This is a genomic window from Gilliamella sp. B14384G12, assembly GCF_016101825.1.
Lineage (GTDB): Bacteria > Pseudomonadota > Gammaproteobacteria > Enterobacterales > Orbaceae > Gilliamella > Gilliamella apicola_N.
Window position 1 is genome coordinate 226423 of sequence record NZ_JACFPU010000001.1, and the last position, 16144, is coordinate 242566.

General features: G+C 36.3%; 16 protein-coding genes and 1 pseudogene. 15 read left to right on the top strand and 2 right to left on the bottom strand.

Annotated elements, in window-relative coordinates; all coding sequences use genetic code 11:
- Positions 1-64: 64 nt before the first annotated feature.
- The 4 genes from H3S73_RS00975 to mdtH all read left to right on the top strand — a co-directional run bounded on the left by H3S73_RS00975 (position 65) and on the right by mdtH (position 4462).
- Positions 65-1207 (top strand): porin, encoded by a 1143-nt coding sequence (locus tag H3S73_RS00975; RefSeq protein ID WP_198226888.1) that lies wholly within the window; start codon positions 65-67, stop codon positions 1205-1207.
- A gap of 306 nt (positions 1208-1513) precedes the next feature.
- Positions 1514-2653, top strand: coding sequence for a porin (locus tag H3S73_RS00980; protein WP_065738602.1), 1140 nt, complete (start codon positions 1514-1516; stop codon positions 2651-2653).
- A 138-nt stretch (positions 2654-2791) separates the two neighbouring features.
- Positions 2792-3250, top strand: coding sequence for a methylglyoxal synthase (locus H3S73_RS00985; RefSeq protein ID WP_198235840.1), 459 nt, complete (start codon positions 2792-2794; stop codon positions 3248-3250).
- Entirely contained in the window at positions 3251-4462 is a 1212-nt protein-coding gene (mdtH, locus tag H3S73_RS00990; protein ID WP_198226892.1) for a multidrug efflux MFS transporter MdtH, read from the top strand.
- Here mdtH and H3S73_RS00995 read toward each other — a convergent pair.
- Together H3S73_RS00995 and lpcA are read right to left on the bottom strand one after the other, a co-directional pair.
- Complete coding sequence (locus H3S73_RS00995; RefSeq protein ID WP_198226894.1) at positions 4440-5219, bottom strand: class II glutamine amidotransferase; 780 nt, start codon at positions 5217-5219, stop codon at positions 4440-4442. The genes mdtH and H3S73_RS00995 overlap by 23 nt on opposite strands.
- A gap of 1 nt (position 5220) precedes the next feature.
- Positions 5221-5799: a D-sedoheptulose 7-phosphate isomerase gene (gene lpcA / locus H3S73_RS01000; RefSeq protein ID WP_198235839.1), complete on the bottom strand. Its 579-nt coding sequence runs from the start codon at positions 5797-5799 to the stop codon at positions 5221-5223.
- A gap of 382 nt (positions 5800-6181) precedes the next feature.
- Here lpcA and ribE point away from each other — a divergent pair, with 382 nt between their 5' ends.
- The 11 genes and pseudogenes from ribE to gorA form a co-directional block, all read left to right on the top strand.
- Positions 6182-6652, top strand: coding sequence for a 6,7-dimethyl-8-ribityllumazine synthase (ribE, locus tag H3S73_RS01005; protein ID WP_065738607.1), 471 nt, complete (start codon positions 6182-6184; stop codon positions 6650-6652).
- 4 nt (positions 6653-6656) lie between these two features.
- Positions 6657-7076: a transcription antitermination factor NusB gene (gene nusB / locus H3S73_RS01010; protein ID WP_025316228.1), complete on the top strand. Its 420-nt coding sequence runs from the start codon at positions 6657-6659 to the stop codon at positions 7074-7076.
- 21 nt (positions 7077-7097) lie between these two features.
- The gene (locus tag H3S73_RS01015) at positions 7098-8150 is read left to right on the top strand and encodes a TrmH family RNA methyltransferase (RefSeq protein WP_198235838.1); all 1053 of its coding nucleotides are present in this window, start codon (positions 7098-7100) and stop codon (positions 8148-8150) included.
- A gap of 163 nt (positions 8151-8313) precedes the next feature.
- On the top strand, positions 8314-9249 hold the full coding sequence (gene nadR, locus H3S73_RS01020) for a multifunctional transcriptional regulator/nicotinamide-nucleotide adenylyltransferase/ribosylnicotinamide kinase NadR (RefSeq protein ID WP_198226897.1): 936 nt from the start codon (positions 8314-8316) through the stop codon (positions 9247-9249).
- 62 nt (positions 9250-9311) lie between these two features.
- Entirely contained in the window at positions 9312-10088 is a 777-nt protein-coding gene (ubiE, locus tag H3S73_RS01025) for a bifunctional demethylmenaquinone methyltransferase/2-methoxy-6-polyprenyl-1,4-benzoquinol methylase UbiE (RefSeq protein ID WP_086326087.1), read from the top strand.
- Between the two features lie 14 nt (positions 10089-10102).
- Positions 10103-11644: a ubiquinone biosynthesis regulatory protein kinase UbiB gene (gene ubiB, locus H3S73_RS01030; protein ID WP_198235837.1), complete on the top strand. Its 1542-nt coding sequence runs from the start codon at positions 10103-10105 to the stop codon at positions 11642-11644.
- A 68-nt stretch (positions 11645-11712) separates the two neighbouring features.
- Entirely contained in the window at positions 11713-11928 is a 216-nt protein-coding gene (tatA, locus tag H3S73_RS01035) for a twin-arginine translocase TatA/TatE family subunit (protein ID WP_232352440.1), read from the top strand.
- Positions 11929-11931: 3 nt separating this feature from the next.
- A pseudogene (gene tatB, locus H3S73_RS01040) lies at positions 11932-12255 on the top strand (Sec-independent protein translocase protein TatB); the annotation flags it as partial.
- A gap of 14 nt (positions 12256-12269) precedes the next feature.
- Positions 12270-13043, top strand: coding sequence for a twin-arginine translocase subunit TatC (tatC, locus tag H3S73_RS01045; RefSeq protein WP_198235836.1), 774 nt, complete (start codon positions 12270-12272; stop codon positions 13041-13043).
- A 47-nt stretch (positions 13044-13090) separates the two neighbouring features.
- Positions 13091-14515 (top strand): bifunctional D-glycero-beta-D-manno-heptose-7-phosphate kinase/D-glycero-beta-D-manno-heptose 1-phosphate adenylyltransferase HldE, encoded by a 1425-nt coding sequence (gene hldE / locus H3S73_RS01050; RefSeq protein WP_144091348.1) that lies wholly within the window; start codon positions 13091-13093, stop codon positions 14513-14515.
- Positions 14516-14802: 287 nt separating this feature from the next.
- Positions 14803-16144: glutathione-disulfide reductase (gene gorA / locus H3S73_RS01055; protein WP_198248888.1), on the top strand; the 1342-nt coding region annotated here is incomplete at its 3' end.

The window sequence follows — 16144 nt, forward strand, 5'->3', positions numbered from 1 at the left end:
GTAGTTGAAATTGACTCAAATCCTATGGACTGTGTCAGTATTAAAATAACCATGAGGGTAAAAAATGAAACGTAATCTATTAGCAATCGCTATTCCTGCACTTTTAGTTGCAGCTGGTGCAAACGCTTCTATCGAAGTATGGAACAAAGACGGCAACAAAGTTGACTTTTATGGTCGAGTAAAAGCAGCTAATAACATCACTGACCGCGGTCAAAAAGATGAAGGTGATGATACTTCAGCTCGTCTAGGCATGTCTGGCCAAACTCAAATTACTGATAGCCTAGTAGGCTACGGTCGTTGGGAATATGAAGCGAAAGCAGGTAAAAATTCTGACAATGAAGTTCGTTATGCATTTGCAGGTTTAAACTTTGGTGACTTAGGTTCATTCGATTATGGTCGTAACGATGGTGTGTTAAAAGCAATCACTGCTTATACTGATGTATTGCCGCAATTTGGTGGTGACGCAGCAAACAATAATTGGAATGTACTTTCTTCACGTACTAAAGCTGTAGCGACTTATCGTAACAACAACTTCTTTGGTTTGTCTGATGACATCAGTTTTGCTTTACAATATGCTGATAATGGTGATAATTCTACTACTGTAGACGGTATCAAAGGAAATTCAAGAGAAGCCTACGGTGCAAACGTACAATGGCGTATTTTTGATACAGGTTTAACTGCTGGCGCAGGCTATGCTCAATCAACTGTGAGCGATACCCGCCATAATACTTGGGCAGCTGGTCTTAAATATGAAAACTATGACTTATATTTAGGTGCTAACTACTTCCAAAGTAAAGTAAAAAGAGCCACTACTGTTGTATGGAATAATGGTGTTGAAAGAGATCGTGATCTTAAACTCAGAGGCTTTGAATTAGTTGCTCAATATGGTATTGATTTAGAAGTGGGTCGTTTAACTCCATCTTTAGCTTATGTTCAACATAAACTTAAAGCAGATTCTATGCACTTCTCTGATGCTGATTACCATTATTATGCGGCAGGATATAATTCTCCTGTAGCTAAGTATGTGTCTTTAGGTGCAACTTACGATTTAAATAAAAACTTTAGTACAATTGTTGAATATAAATTCAACTTGTTAGATCATAAAGATATCGGTGCTGATTGGAATACTGAAACTCCACGTGGTAAACACGGGAACAAACCAGGTACAAAAGATGTGTTAGGCGTTGGTTTAATTTACCAATTCTAATCTCTTAACCTCTTATAAAAAGGCACTTAGGTGCCTTTTTTAATACCTAAAAAAACCTCTTTTTGAGCAAAAAAACATTTAATGTTTAAAAAATTTAATATTAAATATTAAAATAATCGCAAAACCTCAGATTTAATCTAAAGAACATTGTTAAATAGATAGTGTATACGATTAAAATCTATTTTATAAAAATTAAAATAGATATCACTGTAATAATATAATTGCTATTTTTAGTAGTTAATTATTAAATCCAGAGCAAAGTAATTTGCTTCTTTAATAATAAAATATACCTACGAGGGTAACAAAATGAAACGTAATCTATTAGCAATCGCAATTCCTGCGCTTTTAATTGCAGGTACAGCTAACGCTTCTATTGAAGTATGGAACAAAGATGGTAATAAAGTTGACTTCTATGGTCGAGTTTATGCTTTAAACTATATTACTGATCGCGACAATCAAACTGGCGAAGGTGACAAAACTACCGCTCGTTTAGGCATGTCAGGACAAACTCAAGTTACTGATAGTTTAACCGGTTATGGTCGTTGGGAATATGAAGCAAAAACTGGAAAAAATGCTGATAACGAAACTCGTTATGCATTTGCAGGTTTAAACTTTGGTGATTTCGGTTCATTCGATTATGGTCGTAATGATGGTGTGTTAAAAACCTTAACTTCATATACCGATGTTTTACCTGAATTTGGTGGCGATGCATCAGATAATGATCTTTATGCTTTAACTGCACGTACTAAAGCTGTAGCAACTTACCGTAACTCAGATTTCTTCGGTCTAGTTAATGGTTTACGCTTTGCTGTTCAATACGCTGACAATGGTGATAATAGTTCAACTAGTCATTTCAATGAACATGCTCGAAATGGTCACAACAGTGCCGAAGCATGGGGTTCTGTAGTAGATTGGGATGTGCTTGACACAGGTCTATCTGTTGGTGCTGGTTATGCACAAACAGGCGGTCATAGAGATGCTAAATCATGGTCAGCAGGTGTTAAATACGACAACAATAATGTTTATTTAGCAGCGCTATATATTGAAGGCAAACAAAAATATGGTTGGGACAATGCTACAACAGAGCGTCGTGCGGATGATTTAAAAACTAAAGGTTTTGAATTCGTAGCACAATATGGTATCGACTTTGAAGTTGGTCGTTTAACTCCATCTTTAGCTTATATCCAACATAAAGTTAAAGATGCATCTAGCTTAACAAGTGATGCAGGCCTTAAAGGTAATGACCTAGCTAAATATGTTGATGTTGGTCTAACTTATGATTTCAACAAAAACCTACAAGCTATCATTGATTACAAAATCAACTTGTTAGATAAAGATGATATTGGTGCACGTCGTGCTCTTTACGAAGACGGTGCATTTACTAAATCACAAATTAAAGCTACAACGAAAGATACCGTTGCACTTGGTTTAATCTATCAATTCTAATTGGTTGTAACTTGTTAAATTCTAAAAAGGCACTTCGGTGCCTTTTTTATTATCGATTGATCAATAAATATCCCTTGCACTTTAATTCATACTCTGTTAAAAAATTAACAAAAATTATAAAGAATTAGGACAACAAAAATGCGTTATACCACTCGTAAATTACCAGCAAAAAAAAATATTGCATTAGTTGCGCATGATCACTTGAAAGAATCACTGTTAAATTGGTGTCAAAAAAATCGAGAAGAACTTGCACATCATAATTTATGTGGAACAGGAACAACGGGCACCTTAATTAAAAAAGAAACAGGATTAAATATTATCCCAATGCTTAGTGGACCAATGGGTGGTGATCAGCAAATAGGTGCACTAATTGCGGAAGGTAAAATTGATATTCTTATCTTTTTTTGGGATCCACTTAACGCCGTTCCTCACGATCCAGATGTTAAAGCGTTATTACGGTTATCAACAGTTTGGAATATCCCAGTTGCAACCAACCAAGCTACTGCCAATGCATTAATTCAATCGGCCATTTTTAAACAAGAAGTTGATATCGAAATTCCTGATTATCAAGGTTATTTAGCCGAAAGAGTTAATTAAATGCCAATACCATCCCAAATTCGCAAAACTGGCAGACAAATACTGTTGTTGGATAATTTGTTTATTGTCTTAGGATTTTACGTCGTTTTTCCTCTGGTTTCGACTCATTTTGTAAGTCAAGTCGGATGGAGTGCTCTATTTGTCGGTTTTGCTTTAGGTTTTCGACAATTTGTGCAACAAGGTTTTGGAATTATTGGTGGCGCGATTGCTGATCGTTTTGGTGCAAAACCAATGATTGTTACTGGAATGTTTTTGCGTTGCGTCGGATTTATTTCGATGGCGGTTGCTAGCGAACCTTGGCTATTGTTACTTTCTTGTTTGCTTTCAGCATTAGGAGGGTTACTCTTTGATCCTCCTCGTATGGGATTGACTATTAAATTCACTCGTCCACATGAGCGTGGCAAATTTATTTCGCTATTAATGATACAAGATAATGCAGGAGCAGTTATTGGTGCGCTTATTGGTGGGATTTTAATTGATTATGACTTCCATTTAGTCTGTTGGTGTGGGGCTTTTATTTTCTTCTTGTGTGGTATTTTTAATATTCTCTTTTTGCCAGCTTACCACATAGCCATAGGTAAAGCTCCAATCATCAAAGGTATGAAAATGGTTGTTAAAGATAAAAAATTTACCCGTTATGTGCTTACTTTAACCGGTTATTATGTGTTATGGGTACAGATAATGTTGATGTTACCGCTCACTATAACCCAAGTATCAGGTAGCCCTAGTTATGTAAAATGGATGTATGCAATTCAAGCTGGTATTTCACTGGTATTACTTTATCCACTTGCGCGCTTAAGTGAAAAATATTTTAGATTGGATCAACGTCTTAAATTCGGTCTGTTCTTGATGTCATTTGCTTTTATCATTATTGGTTTTACGACACATTTATCTATGCTTTTAACACTAATTGCACTCTTTTATTTAGGGGCAATTGTTGCTGAACCTGCCAGAGAAACTTTATCAACGGTTTTAACAAATCCTAAAGCTAAAGGCAGTTACATGGGGTTTAGTCGGTTAGGGCTGGCTCTAGGCGGATTTATTGGTTATACCGGTGCGGGATGGCTTTATGATATTGCTATGGAGATTGGTTTTCCACACTTACCTTGGATTATATTAACCTTTATTGGCCTATTAACATTAGCGTATTTACAGTACTTATTCAAAGACGAACCGCCAATGGTTCGCGTTAAGATGAAAAAGATTGGTTGATTTCACCATTTTTAAACAAGATTGCTTCATTTGCATTAAGTTTATTCCAAGTCTCATTTGATGTTAAAGGTAAAGTCGAAATAATGGTTACTACATCATTAGGTGTTGTATGTTTTTGAAAATCAATTTCTACATCTTCATCAAGTAGTTTTGCTTTGCCAAAGGGAGCTCTACGGGTTATCCAATGTAGATTGGTGGTGCAGTAAGCAAAGACAAATTGTCCATCAGAAAGTAACATATTAAATATTCCCAGCTTACTGAGATTATCAGCACAAAGCTTTATAAAGCGAAACAAGGCTAAATCATCAGTAGGTTGCTGGGGATACGTTTGGTGCAGTTGGTTAATTAAGTGGCAAAAAGCATATTCGCTGTCTGTTTCACCGACGGGTTGAAAAAGGCCTGTATCGAGATTTTGGTAATCAGTTAATTGACCATTGTGGGCAAAAGTCCAATTTTTTCCCCACAACTGACGCGTAAATGGATGGGTATTTTCAAGTGCGACTCCGCCACGATTTGCTTGTCGAATATGTGCAACTACAGCCTTAGACTTAATAGGATACTCTTGAACCATTTTGGCGATTGCAGAGTAACTACAAGGCTCAGGATCTTTGAATGTTCGGCAACCTTTTCCTTCATAGAACGTGATTCCCCAGCCATCTTTATGGGGACCTTTATCCCCACCTCGTTTAATTAAGCTGGTAAAACTAAAACAAATATCCGTTGGCACGTTAGCGCTCATACCCAATAGTTCACACATTTTATTTGGCCATCTCTTTTTCAATAAGTAAAATAAGGATATGGATAACTTTGATATGGATTTCTTGTACGCGATCAGCGTAGCCAAAATGTGGAACACGGATATCCACATCTGCAAGTCCATTCATCTTACCGCCATCTTTGCCCGTTAGTGTAATGATCTTCATGCCTTTTTGTTTAGCCGCTTCAATGGCTTTAATTACATTGGTTGAATTGCCTGACGTTGAAATACCAAGTAGTACATCACCTTTGCTACCTACACCTTCAACATAGCGTGAAAAAATGTAATCAAATCCATAATCATTACCTACACATGAAATATGGCTTACATCCGATATTGCAATTGCTGGATAGGAAGGACGATTATCACGAAAACGACCTGTTAACTCTTCAGCAAAATGCATGGCATCACAATGAGAACCGCCATTACCACACGACAATACTTTACCGCCTTGCTTAAATGAATCGGCAATTAATATCGCTGCTTGTTGAATAGCTTTAAGATTTTTTTCATCCGAAACAAATTTTGTTAGTACATCAATTGCTTGGGTTAATTCGTTTCGAATATTGTCAATATACATCAGTCCTACCTCGTAATTAAAAAAGCTTTATCACCATTGTAGTTTTTTCCTAACTGCTTGCAAGCGATAATAAAAATTAAATTACAAATTTTGTAAAAAAGTTTCAGGTAAGGCATATGTTTAAGTAAAAAAAAGAAGAGGAATTAAGCAAATTAGCTTATTAATTGCATAAATTTTTTATGTTAACGAATGAAAAAAAATTATTGAGCATTAATAGACAAAATATTTGTATTTCTTTTACCAATAAATTGTTAGATAAAGCTTGTTCGAAGCGTTATTTGCCAATAGGATAAGCCGTTAATTTGTGATACAATTTTACAGGAAAATTTTCACAAATAAAGATAGTGAAATTGCATTTAAAATCAATAAATAAGGAATTAACATGCAAACTGTTACAGGTCAAGTTGCAGCACCCAATGCTAAAGTTGCCATTATTGTGGCTCGATTTAATCAATTTATTAACGAAAGTTTGGTCAATGGTGCTGTCGATGCGTTGACTCGTATTGGTCAAGTTGACGAAAAAAACATTACCATAATTTGGGTGCCAGGTGCTTACGAAATTCCCTTAACCGCTAAAGTTGCAGCGCAATCAAAAAAATACGATGCAATTGTGGCGTTAGGTACGGTTATTCGAGGTAGCACAGCTCATTTTGACTTTGTTGCAGGTGAATCGAGTTCTGGATTATTAAATGCAAGTTTGGATCATACCATTCCGGTGGGATTTGGTATTTTAACAACCGAATCTATTGAACAAGCTATTGAACGTGCAGGTACAAAAGCTGGCAATAAAGGTGCCGAAGCAGCGTTAACTGCATTAGAAATGCTAAATATTATCAAAGCAATTAAGGAGTAATTTAGTGGCATTAGTTAATCCTCGTCGTCGAGCAAGAGAGTGTGCAGTACAGGCCATTTACTCTTGGCAAGTGTCTAGAAACGATCTTGCTGATGTTGAGACCAGTTTTATTGCAGAACAAGACATGAAAGGTGTTGATACTAAGTATTTTCGAGAACTGTTACATGGTGTTGCTAAAAACACTGCGGAATTAGACGAAAAAATGGCTCCTTATCTCACTGAACGTAAAGTCGAAGAACTAGGTCAAGTAGAACTTGCCATATTACGTATTGCACTTTATGAATTAATGAAGCGTCAAGATGTACCTTATAAAGTTGTGATAAACGAAGCGATAGACTTGACTAAAACATTCGGTGCAGCTGATAGCCATAAATTTGTTAATGGTGTATTAGATAAGATAGCCCCAACCATCCGAACGCGATAACCGATTAATTGTGAGATTGATATGACCGACAATACTGAAAAAAGTAAACCAACTATTTTTTACGCTAAACATAGCGAGCCTAAAAAAGACTCTCGTGCTAATAAACAAAAATCAACTGGATGGAAAGATAAGCGTAAAAATGATGCTTTTCAGTCTAAACCGAAGCGTGATCGTAATGACCGTATTGAAACTTTTAAAGCACGCAGTGATAGACCAAGGTTTGCAAAAAAAAGTATTGTTATTGAATTAAATCGATCTCCATCAGAAATTGAACACGATTCTCCATGGCAGAAGAAAGTACGTGCCAATGATCAAACACCGACATTTGGTTATGACGGATATCGACAACGTAAAGAAGAAACTTTAGTTTACAGCGAAAATAGTTGTAAAGCGGTATTCAAACATCGACGCAGTGCTATTGTAAAATTGTTTATTATCCAAGAGATGACTTATCAGTTTAAAGAGTTAATCAATTGGTTAGTTCAAGAGCGTTTAGGTTATGATATTGTTTCTAATGAACAGCTTAATAAAATAACCCAAACACAGCATCATGGTGGAGTCTGTTTGATTGTTAAAAAACGTATTCCATTAAACTTATTAAATTATTTAGAACAAAAAAGTAATACCGATAAGGATTGTATTTTAGCGATTGATGATGTTAATAATCCGCATAATTTAGGAGGATTAATAAGAAGTGCAGCTTTTTATCGTGTAAATGCTGTCATGTTACGTCAAACAAATCTGCTTGATAGTGGTGGCGCTGCAATGCGAGTCGCTGAGGGTGGTATAGAAGCAGTTGAATCCATTAAAAGTGATGATTTTGTTGCTTCGCTTGATATGTTAAAGCAACAAGGTTATCAAATCGTTGCTTTACTACCTTGTCAAACCAAATCGGTTGCTTCGAGCGAATTACATAAAGTTCAATTTAATAAAAAGATTGCTTTAGTTATTTTTCAGCAAATTAATATGAAACTTGTTAACTGTGCTGATGTCGTTGTACATTTGAAAGGTAATGATAATATGCCGGCACTCAATATTTCAGTTGCTACAGGGATTTTATTATCAAATTTATAAAAATATTGAATTATAATTTAATTAAATATTATCATAATGTTACGCTGAAGGACCTGAAAGGTTCTTTGGTGAAATATATTTAATAGCATCATTTGATTAGAAATAGCTTTTTTTTTCTGTACATTGTTAACTAGTAAAGCATATAAATGTGTTGGTGTTTGTTATGACGTATGAGTATAAAGTTGGTTTAATTTTTGGTAAGTTTTATCCTTTACATTGTGGTCATATCTATTTAATTGAAAAAGCAATGACACAAGTTGATGAGCTGCATATTTTTTTGGGTTGTGAAGCAACACGAGATAAAGAACTTTTTGATAAAAGTCATCTACCAAGGCAACCTCAAGTTAGCGATCGTTTTTCATGGTTAAAAGAAACGTTTAAAGATCGTCATAATATTCATATACACATTTTAGATGAAGCGGGCATTAAATCTTACCCCAATGGCTGGAAAGATTGGAGTGATCGTGTTAAACAGATTTTATCTAAGCATAAAATTAAACCAAATGTTGTATTCACCAGTGAACCACAAGATGTCAAAGATTATGAATTCTATTTCGATTGCCCAGTAATTATTGTTGATGCTGATCGTAATTTTATGAACATCAGCGCGACGCAAGTTCGCCAAAATCCTTATAAAAACTGGTCATTTATTGCTGATGCGGCTAAACCATTTTTTGTCAAAAAAGTCGCAATTATTGGCCAAGGTAAATTCAATGAGTTGTCGCTACAACTGGCCAATATTTATAATACGCAACATGTCAGTAATGGTTACATTAACTATATAGACCGAGAGATTTCAACGCCATATAATCAACGTTATCTTAGTGAAACAGATTATATTCGCATTGCAATTTTACATGTGGAACGGCTTTCAAGAGCAGTAGAAAATAGCAATAAACTGCTTTTCACAACGATTGACTTTGATACATTAGCTCAATATTACACACAGATTTTTGAAAAAGAAAATCAAGTGTTGAAAGGGCTGAAAGACAGTTATCATTTCGATTTAGTGATTCATCAAAATGATCTCGATCCTAATCATACTCCTGCACAACATTTTGAAACGGTAAGCAAGATGGTTGAAGCATTATTGATTTAGTTCATCACATTTATTCATGCTTATGTTAAAATAAGCTAAATCTTTGTGATAGGTAAATTTTTATGTCTCAATCATCTGACAATCAAGATAATACAAATCAAGAAAAAATTGATTTTGGTTATCGGCAAGTCTTAAAAGAAGAAAAAGTTAAACGTGTCGCCGATGTATTTCATTCTGTTGCGGATAAATATGATGTAATGAATGATTTGATGTCATTTGGTATTCATCGTATTTGGAAAAAAATCACCATTGAATATAGCAGTGTGCGTAAAGGTCAAAAAGTGTTAGACCTTGCTGGTGGAACGGGTGATTTAACTGCAAAATTTTCTCAACTTGTCGGTGATAATGGTTTAGTTGTCTTGGCAGACATCAATGAATCCATGTTAAAAGTTGGACGTGATAAACTGCGCGACAAAGGCCTATTTAAAAATATCGAATATGTACAGGCTAATGCTGAAGAATTACCTTTTGCGGATAACTATTTTGATTGTATTACCATTTCGTTTGGTCTTCGCAATGTTACTGATAAAGATAAAGCATTACGATCTATGTGGCGAGTATTAAAGCCGGGTGGACGTTTACTCATTCTGGAATTTTCTAAACCACAATACAAAATTCTAAATAAAGCTTATGATCTTTATTCCTTTACCATGTTACCATTAATGGGCAAAATTGTGGCAAACGATTCTGATAGTTATCGTTATTTAGCTGAATCAATCCGCATGCATCCAAATCAAAATACCCTAAAAAAAATGATGGAAGATGCAGGCTTTGTCGATGTTAAATATCACAACATGACAGGTGGAATTGTCGCATTACATACTGGCTTTAAATTTTGAAGCGATGACAAATAATGACATTTTTTCGACTTTATAAAATATTAACAGTATTTCATGCTTATCGTTTGAATGAGCTTTTGCCAGCACATCGTTTATCAAAATGGCTACGCTTTTTATTGCTTTGTCTATTTTGGGTGAAACCGAAAGCCAAGCAACAACCAATTGGTGAACGTTTACGTCAAGCTTTACAAGAGTTAGGACCGGTTTGGATAAAATTCGGGCAGATGATCTCAACTCGGCGTGATGTGTTACCCAAAGACATTGCGAATGCATTAGCAAAATTACAAGATCAGGTCGATCCTTTTGACGGTAAAATTGCTAAACAACTTATTGAACAAGCACTTGAACAACCCATCGACTATTATTTTACTAATTTCGATGAAAAACCATTAGCGTCAGCATCAATCGCTCAAGTGCATACGGCTACATTAAAACATAGTCAAGCCGAAATCGTAATCAAGGTATTACGTCCTAATATTATGCCAGCAATTCAAGCCGATATTGGTTTGATGCATTGGGTCGCAAAACAATTTACTAAACGTATAAAATTTGGCGAGAAACTGCGTGCTGTTGAAATCGTCCGAGATTATGAATCAACACTATTAAAAGAGCTCGATTTACTGCAAGAGGCTTATAATACTGCTAGATTACGAGAAAATTTTATCAATAGTAATATTTTATATATTCCTTATGTATATCAAGAGTTATGTCGAAAGAACGTCCTTGTTGAAGAACGAGTGAAAGGGGTTCCTATTGCCAATGTTGAGCAACTTAAACAACATAATGTCGATATGAAATTACTTGCCCAGCGCGGCGTTCAAGCTTTCTTTACTCAAGTCTTTCGTGATAACTTTTTCCATGCGGACATGCACCCAGGTAATATTTTTGTAGATATCTCTGATCCTAACGATCCTCGTTATATCGGGATTGATTGCGCAATTGTTGGCATATTAAGTAATGATGATCAGCGTTATCTTGCTGAAAACTTCTTAGCTTTTTTTAATCGCGATTATCGAAAAATAGCGGAAACCTATATTGCTTCTGGCTGGGTACCTGAAACAACCGATATTGTGGCTCTTGAAAGGGCTATGCGAAATGTTTGTGAGCCAGCTTTTGCCAAGCCACTGGCCGAAATATCATTTTCACACATTTTATTGCAATTGTTTGAGGTAGCTCGACAATTTGAGATGGATATTCAACCACAATTAATACTGCTTGAAAAAACATTATTTTATATTGAAGGATTGGGTCGCCAGCTTTATCCTGAACTTGATCTATGGCAAACTGCCAAACCTTTTTTAGAAAAATGGTATAAAGATAAATATAGTGCGCAAAAGCTATTGCAACAAGCATGGGAATCATTACCGCAATGGCGAATCATTTTGCCTCAGTTACCAGCGAAATTGAATGATTATGAACGAATAACCAAACAGATGAATACCCAATTAAAACAAATTAACCAAGAGTTACAACAAAGTAAAAGATGTCAGCAATATTTAATGACAATACTTGCTTTAGTGAGTGTTGCGGGTATTGCATTGCTTATTATTCATTAATTGTTACTGTTGGAATCTTATTATTTAAGTGTATAATTTAAATCTCAACTTTATTGGAGATAGATATCATGATGCCAAGCTTGCCTCAACTACTCATATTAATTGCTGTTGTTGTGTTATTATTTGGAACTAAAAAGTTACGCTCGTTGGGCTCTGACCTTGGTGCATCAATTAAAGGCTTTAAAAAAGCCATGAATGATGACGATGATAAACCCGAAAGCAGTAATTCAGCAAAAGTTGAAAATCTTAATTCGACTGATGACAATAATTCTAAAAAAGAGTAACACGTGTTTGACATCAGCTTTGGTCAGCTATTATTAGTATTAATTATTGGACTGGTGGTATTAGGGCCAGAGCGATTGCCTGTCGCTATTAAAACTGTTGCTGGTTGGATAAAAGTACTGCGCCGTATGTCAGCAACAGTGCAACTGGAATTAAACAAAGAACTAAAATTGCAAGAGTTGCAAGACAGTTTAAAAAAAGCTGAACAAAGCGGTTTAAAAGCACTGACTCCAGAAATTCAGGAATCAATTGATGACTTAAAACGCGTAACAGAATCGTTACAAAAAGAGATCGATTCGGCCTCTCAATTGGATCCTCAAATTCACTCAGATAAAGATAAATCATGACTGACGACGCTACACAACCTTTAATTGGACATCTTGTCGAACTCAGAACACGCCTACTACGTTGTATTATTTGTATATTAGTCGTATTTAGCGGTTTACTCTATTTTTCTAATGATATTTATCATATTGTGGCAAATCCACTTATCAGTCAGTTACCACAAGGTAGCAGTATGATTGCAACAGATATTGCCGCGCCATTTTTTACCCCGATTAAATTAACCGCTGTAGTGGCAATATTTATCTCAATTCCTTATGTACTTTACCAAGTCTGGGGATTTGTTGCGCCAGCATTGTATCAGCATGAAAAACGCTTGGTTATGCCATTAATTGTATCAAGCACTGTTCTTTTTTATCTTGGCATTGCTTTTGCCTATTTCGTCGTATTTCCACTGGCGTTTTACTTTTTTATCCACACGGCACCGATTGATGTGGCGATTAATACTGATATCACAAAATATCTTGATTTTGTGATGACTCTTTTTATTGTATTTGGTTTCGCTTTTGAGGTCCCTGTTGCTATTATATTACTCTGTTGGACAGGCATAACTACACCTCAAAGCCTACGTAAAAAACGCCCGTACATCATTGTAGGGGTGTTTGCTGTCGCTATGTTTGTCACACCTCCTGATGTCTTTTCTCAAATTTTATTAGCTGTACCTATCTGTCTGCTTTTTGAAATCGGAACTTTCTTTGCACGTTTTTATCAACCACGTAAACACGAAGATAGTGAAGAAGATGCTTTTGCATCCGAAGACGAAGATGAAAAGTAATAACCGATAAATATGATTTAAATAACCAGTAAGGATAACTAATCATAATGAAAACATCATTACCTGATTTTAATCGTGCTAATGTACTCGTTGTGGGTGATATCATGCTCGATCGCTATTGGTATGGAGGCACTAATCGCATATCGCCCGAAGCGCCCGTACCGGTTGTCAAAATTGATGCCTTAGAAGAAAGACCCGGCGGAGCGGCCAACGTTGCAATGAATATCACTTCACTGTGTGGTAATGCACGTTTAATTGGTTTAACGGGTATTGACGAACCTGCCAAAATTCTTGATGAACAATTAAGTAAACACAAAGTACAATGTGATTTTGTATCAGTATCGACACATCCGACTATTACCAAATTACGCGTTTTATCGCGCAATCAGCAATTAATTCGTATTGATTTTGAAGAGGGGTTTGGTAATGTTGATTCTACACCCATGCTTGAACGCATTCAAACCGCATTAGAAACACATAAAGTTATGGTTTTGTCGGATTACGCCAAAGGTGCGCTATCGGCAGTACAAGCCATGATAAAACTGGCTAATCAAGCAAATGTTCCGGTATTGGTCGATCCTAAAGGTACGGATTTTGAACGTTACCGAGGCGCGACGTTACTTACTCCAAATATGTCGGAATTTGAAGCAGTAGTTGGTCGATGCCAAACAGAAGAAGATATTGTTGAAAAAGGTCATCAACTGATTAAGCAATATGATCTAAAAGCACTATTAGTGACTCGTAGTGAAAAAGGCATGACCTTGTTGCAATTAAATAAACCAATTTATCATCTACCAACACAAGCGAAAGAAGTGTTTGATGTAACGGGAGCAGGTGATACCGTTATTGCCACATTAGCCGCGGCCTTGGCTGCCGGTCAATCATTAGAAGAGAGCTGTTTCCTTGCCAATGCTGCTGCAGGTGTTGTGGTTGGCAAACTGGGTACATCAACCGTTTCGCAGGTTGAACTGAGCAACGCTATCCGTGCACGTGCCGATGATGGTTTTGGAGTAATGACTGAAGATGAGCTTAAGGAAGAAGTAAAAAAAGCTCGCATGCGTGGTGAAAAAATTGTGATGACCAATGGTTGTTTTGATATCCTGCATGCAGGACATGTATCTTACCTTGCTAATGCAAGAAAACTGGGCGATCGTCTCATCGTTGCAGTTAACAGTGATGCATCAGTAAAACAATTAAAAGGTGAATCAAGACCCATTAATCCACTTATGCAACGCATGATTGTTCTGGGTGCACTCAATTCAGTTGATTGGGTTGTTCCATTTGAAGAGGAGACACCACAACGACTTATTGCCAGCATCCTGCCAGATGTATTAGTCAAAGGCGGTGATTATAAACCTGAAGATATTGCGGGAGGCAAAGAAGTCACTGCTGCCGGTGGCACAGTCAAAGTCCTCAATTTTGAAGATGGTTGCTCAACCACCAACATTATCAATGCCATTAAAAACCGCTAACTTTCTTCGACAAAATCGGTTACTGAATCAAGTAACCGATTAGTCTAGCGGGCGTTACACTAATCAAACGTTTTATACTCGCTTTTCATTTTAATATTACTTCCCCAGATAGGCTGAAAATTAAGAGCTTTATATACCTAACGCCCTAATAAAATGGTTTTTTATCCAATATACCTAAGATCAATCGTTAAAATCTATTGTTAAATTTTATAATTAACGCTTTTTTTATTATTCACTTTGTGCAAAGCTATTACTTAATTTGGGAGAACGATTACAGAGGATATTTAATGACCAAACATTATGATTATATAGCGATTGGCGGTGGAAGTGGCGGTATCGCATCAGTGAACCGAGCAGCGTCATATGGTAAAAAATGTGCAATTATAGAAGCAAAATTGTTAGGTGGAACATGTGTTAACGTAGGTTGTGTACCTAAAAAAGTGATGTGGTATGGTGCACAAATCGCCGAAGCAATTAATCACTACGGTCCGGATTACGGTTTTGATACGACAATTAATCAATTTAATTGGGATAAATTACTTGATAGCCGAAATGCCTATATCGATCGTATTCACCAATCCTATGATCGTGTTTTAACTAATAACAATGTTGATATCATATTCGGTTACGCTAAATTTGTTGATGCACATACAATTGAAGTAAATGGTGAACATTACAGTGCCGATCACATTTTAATTGCAGTAGGGGGTAAACCGACAATCCCAACTATCCCTGGTGCAGAATATGGTATTACCTCTGATGGTTTTTTTGCATTAAAATCTTTACCTAAACGCGTTGCTGTGGTTGGGGCAGGGTATATTGCTTGTGAAATTGCAGGGGTTGTGCATGCATTAGGGGCAGAGACTCACCAATTTATTCGTCAAGCAACACCATTAAGATCGTTTGATCCGTTGATTATTAAAACCTTAATGGAAGTAATAACGGAAGAAGGACAGCATCTACACACGTTTGCTATTCCACAATCAGTTACTAAAAATAGCGATGATAGTTTAACCTTAACCCTTGAAAATGGTGAAAGTTATACGGTTGATTGTCTAATTTGGGCAATAGGTCGTGAACCCGCTACACAGGATATGAACTTATCTGCGGCAGGTATTGACGTTAATGATAACGGATTTGTTATTGTCGATAAATTCCAAAATACGAACGTGCCTGGCATTTATTCTGTTGGTGATGATACTGGCGCAATGGCTTTAACACCTGTTGCTGTTGCAGCTGGGCGTCGTTTATCGGAAAGATTGTTTAATAACAAACCTGATGAACATTTAGATTATACTAATATTCCAACAGTGGTATTTACGCATCCAGCAATTGGTACTGTAGGCTTAACCGAACCGCAAGCGATTTTAGAATACGGTGATGAAAACGTCAAAGTATACACTTCAAGCTTTACGGCTATGTATACGGCTGTCACAAGTCACCGCCAACCTTGTCGAATGAAACTGGTTTGTGTGGGGTCTGACGAAAAAATTGTTGGAATACATGGTATAGGGTATGGTATGGACGAAATGTTACAAGGGTTTGCTGTGGCACTTAAAATGGGTGCAACTAAAAAAGACTTTGATAACACTGTTGCTATTCACCCAACAGCAGCAGAAGAGTTTGTTA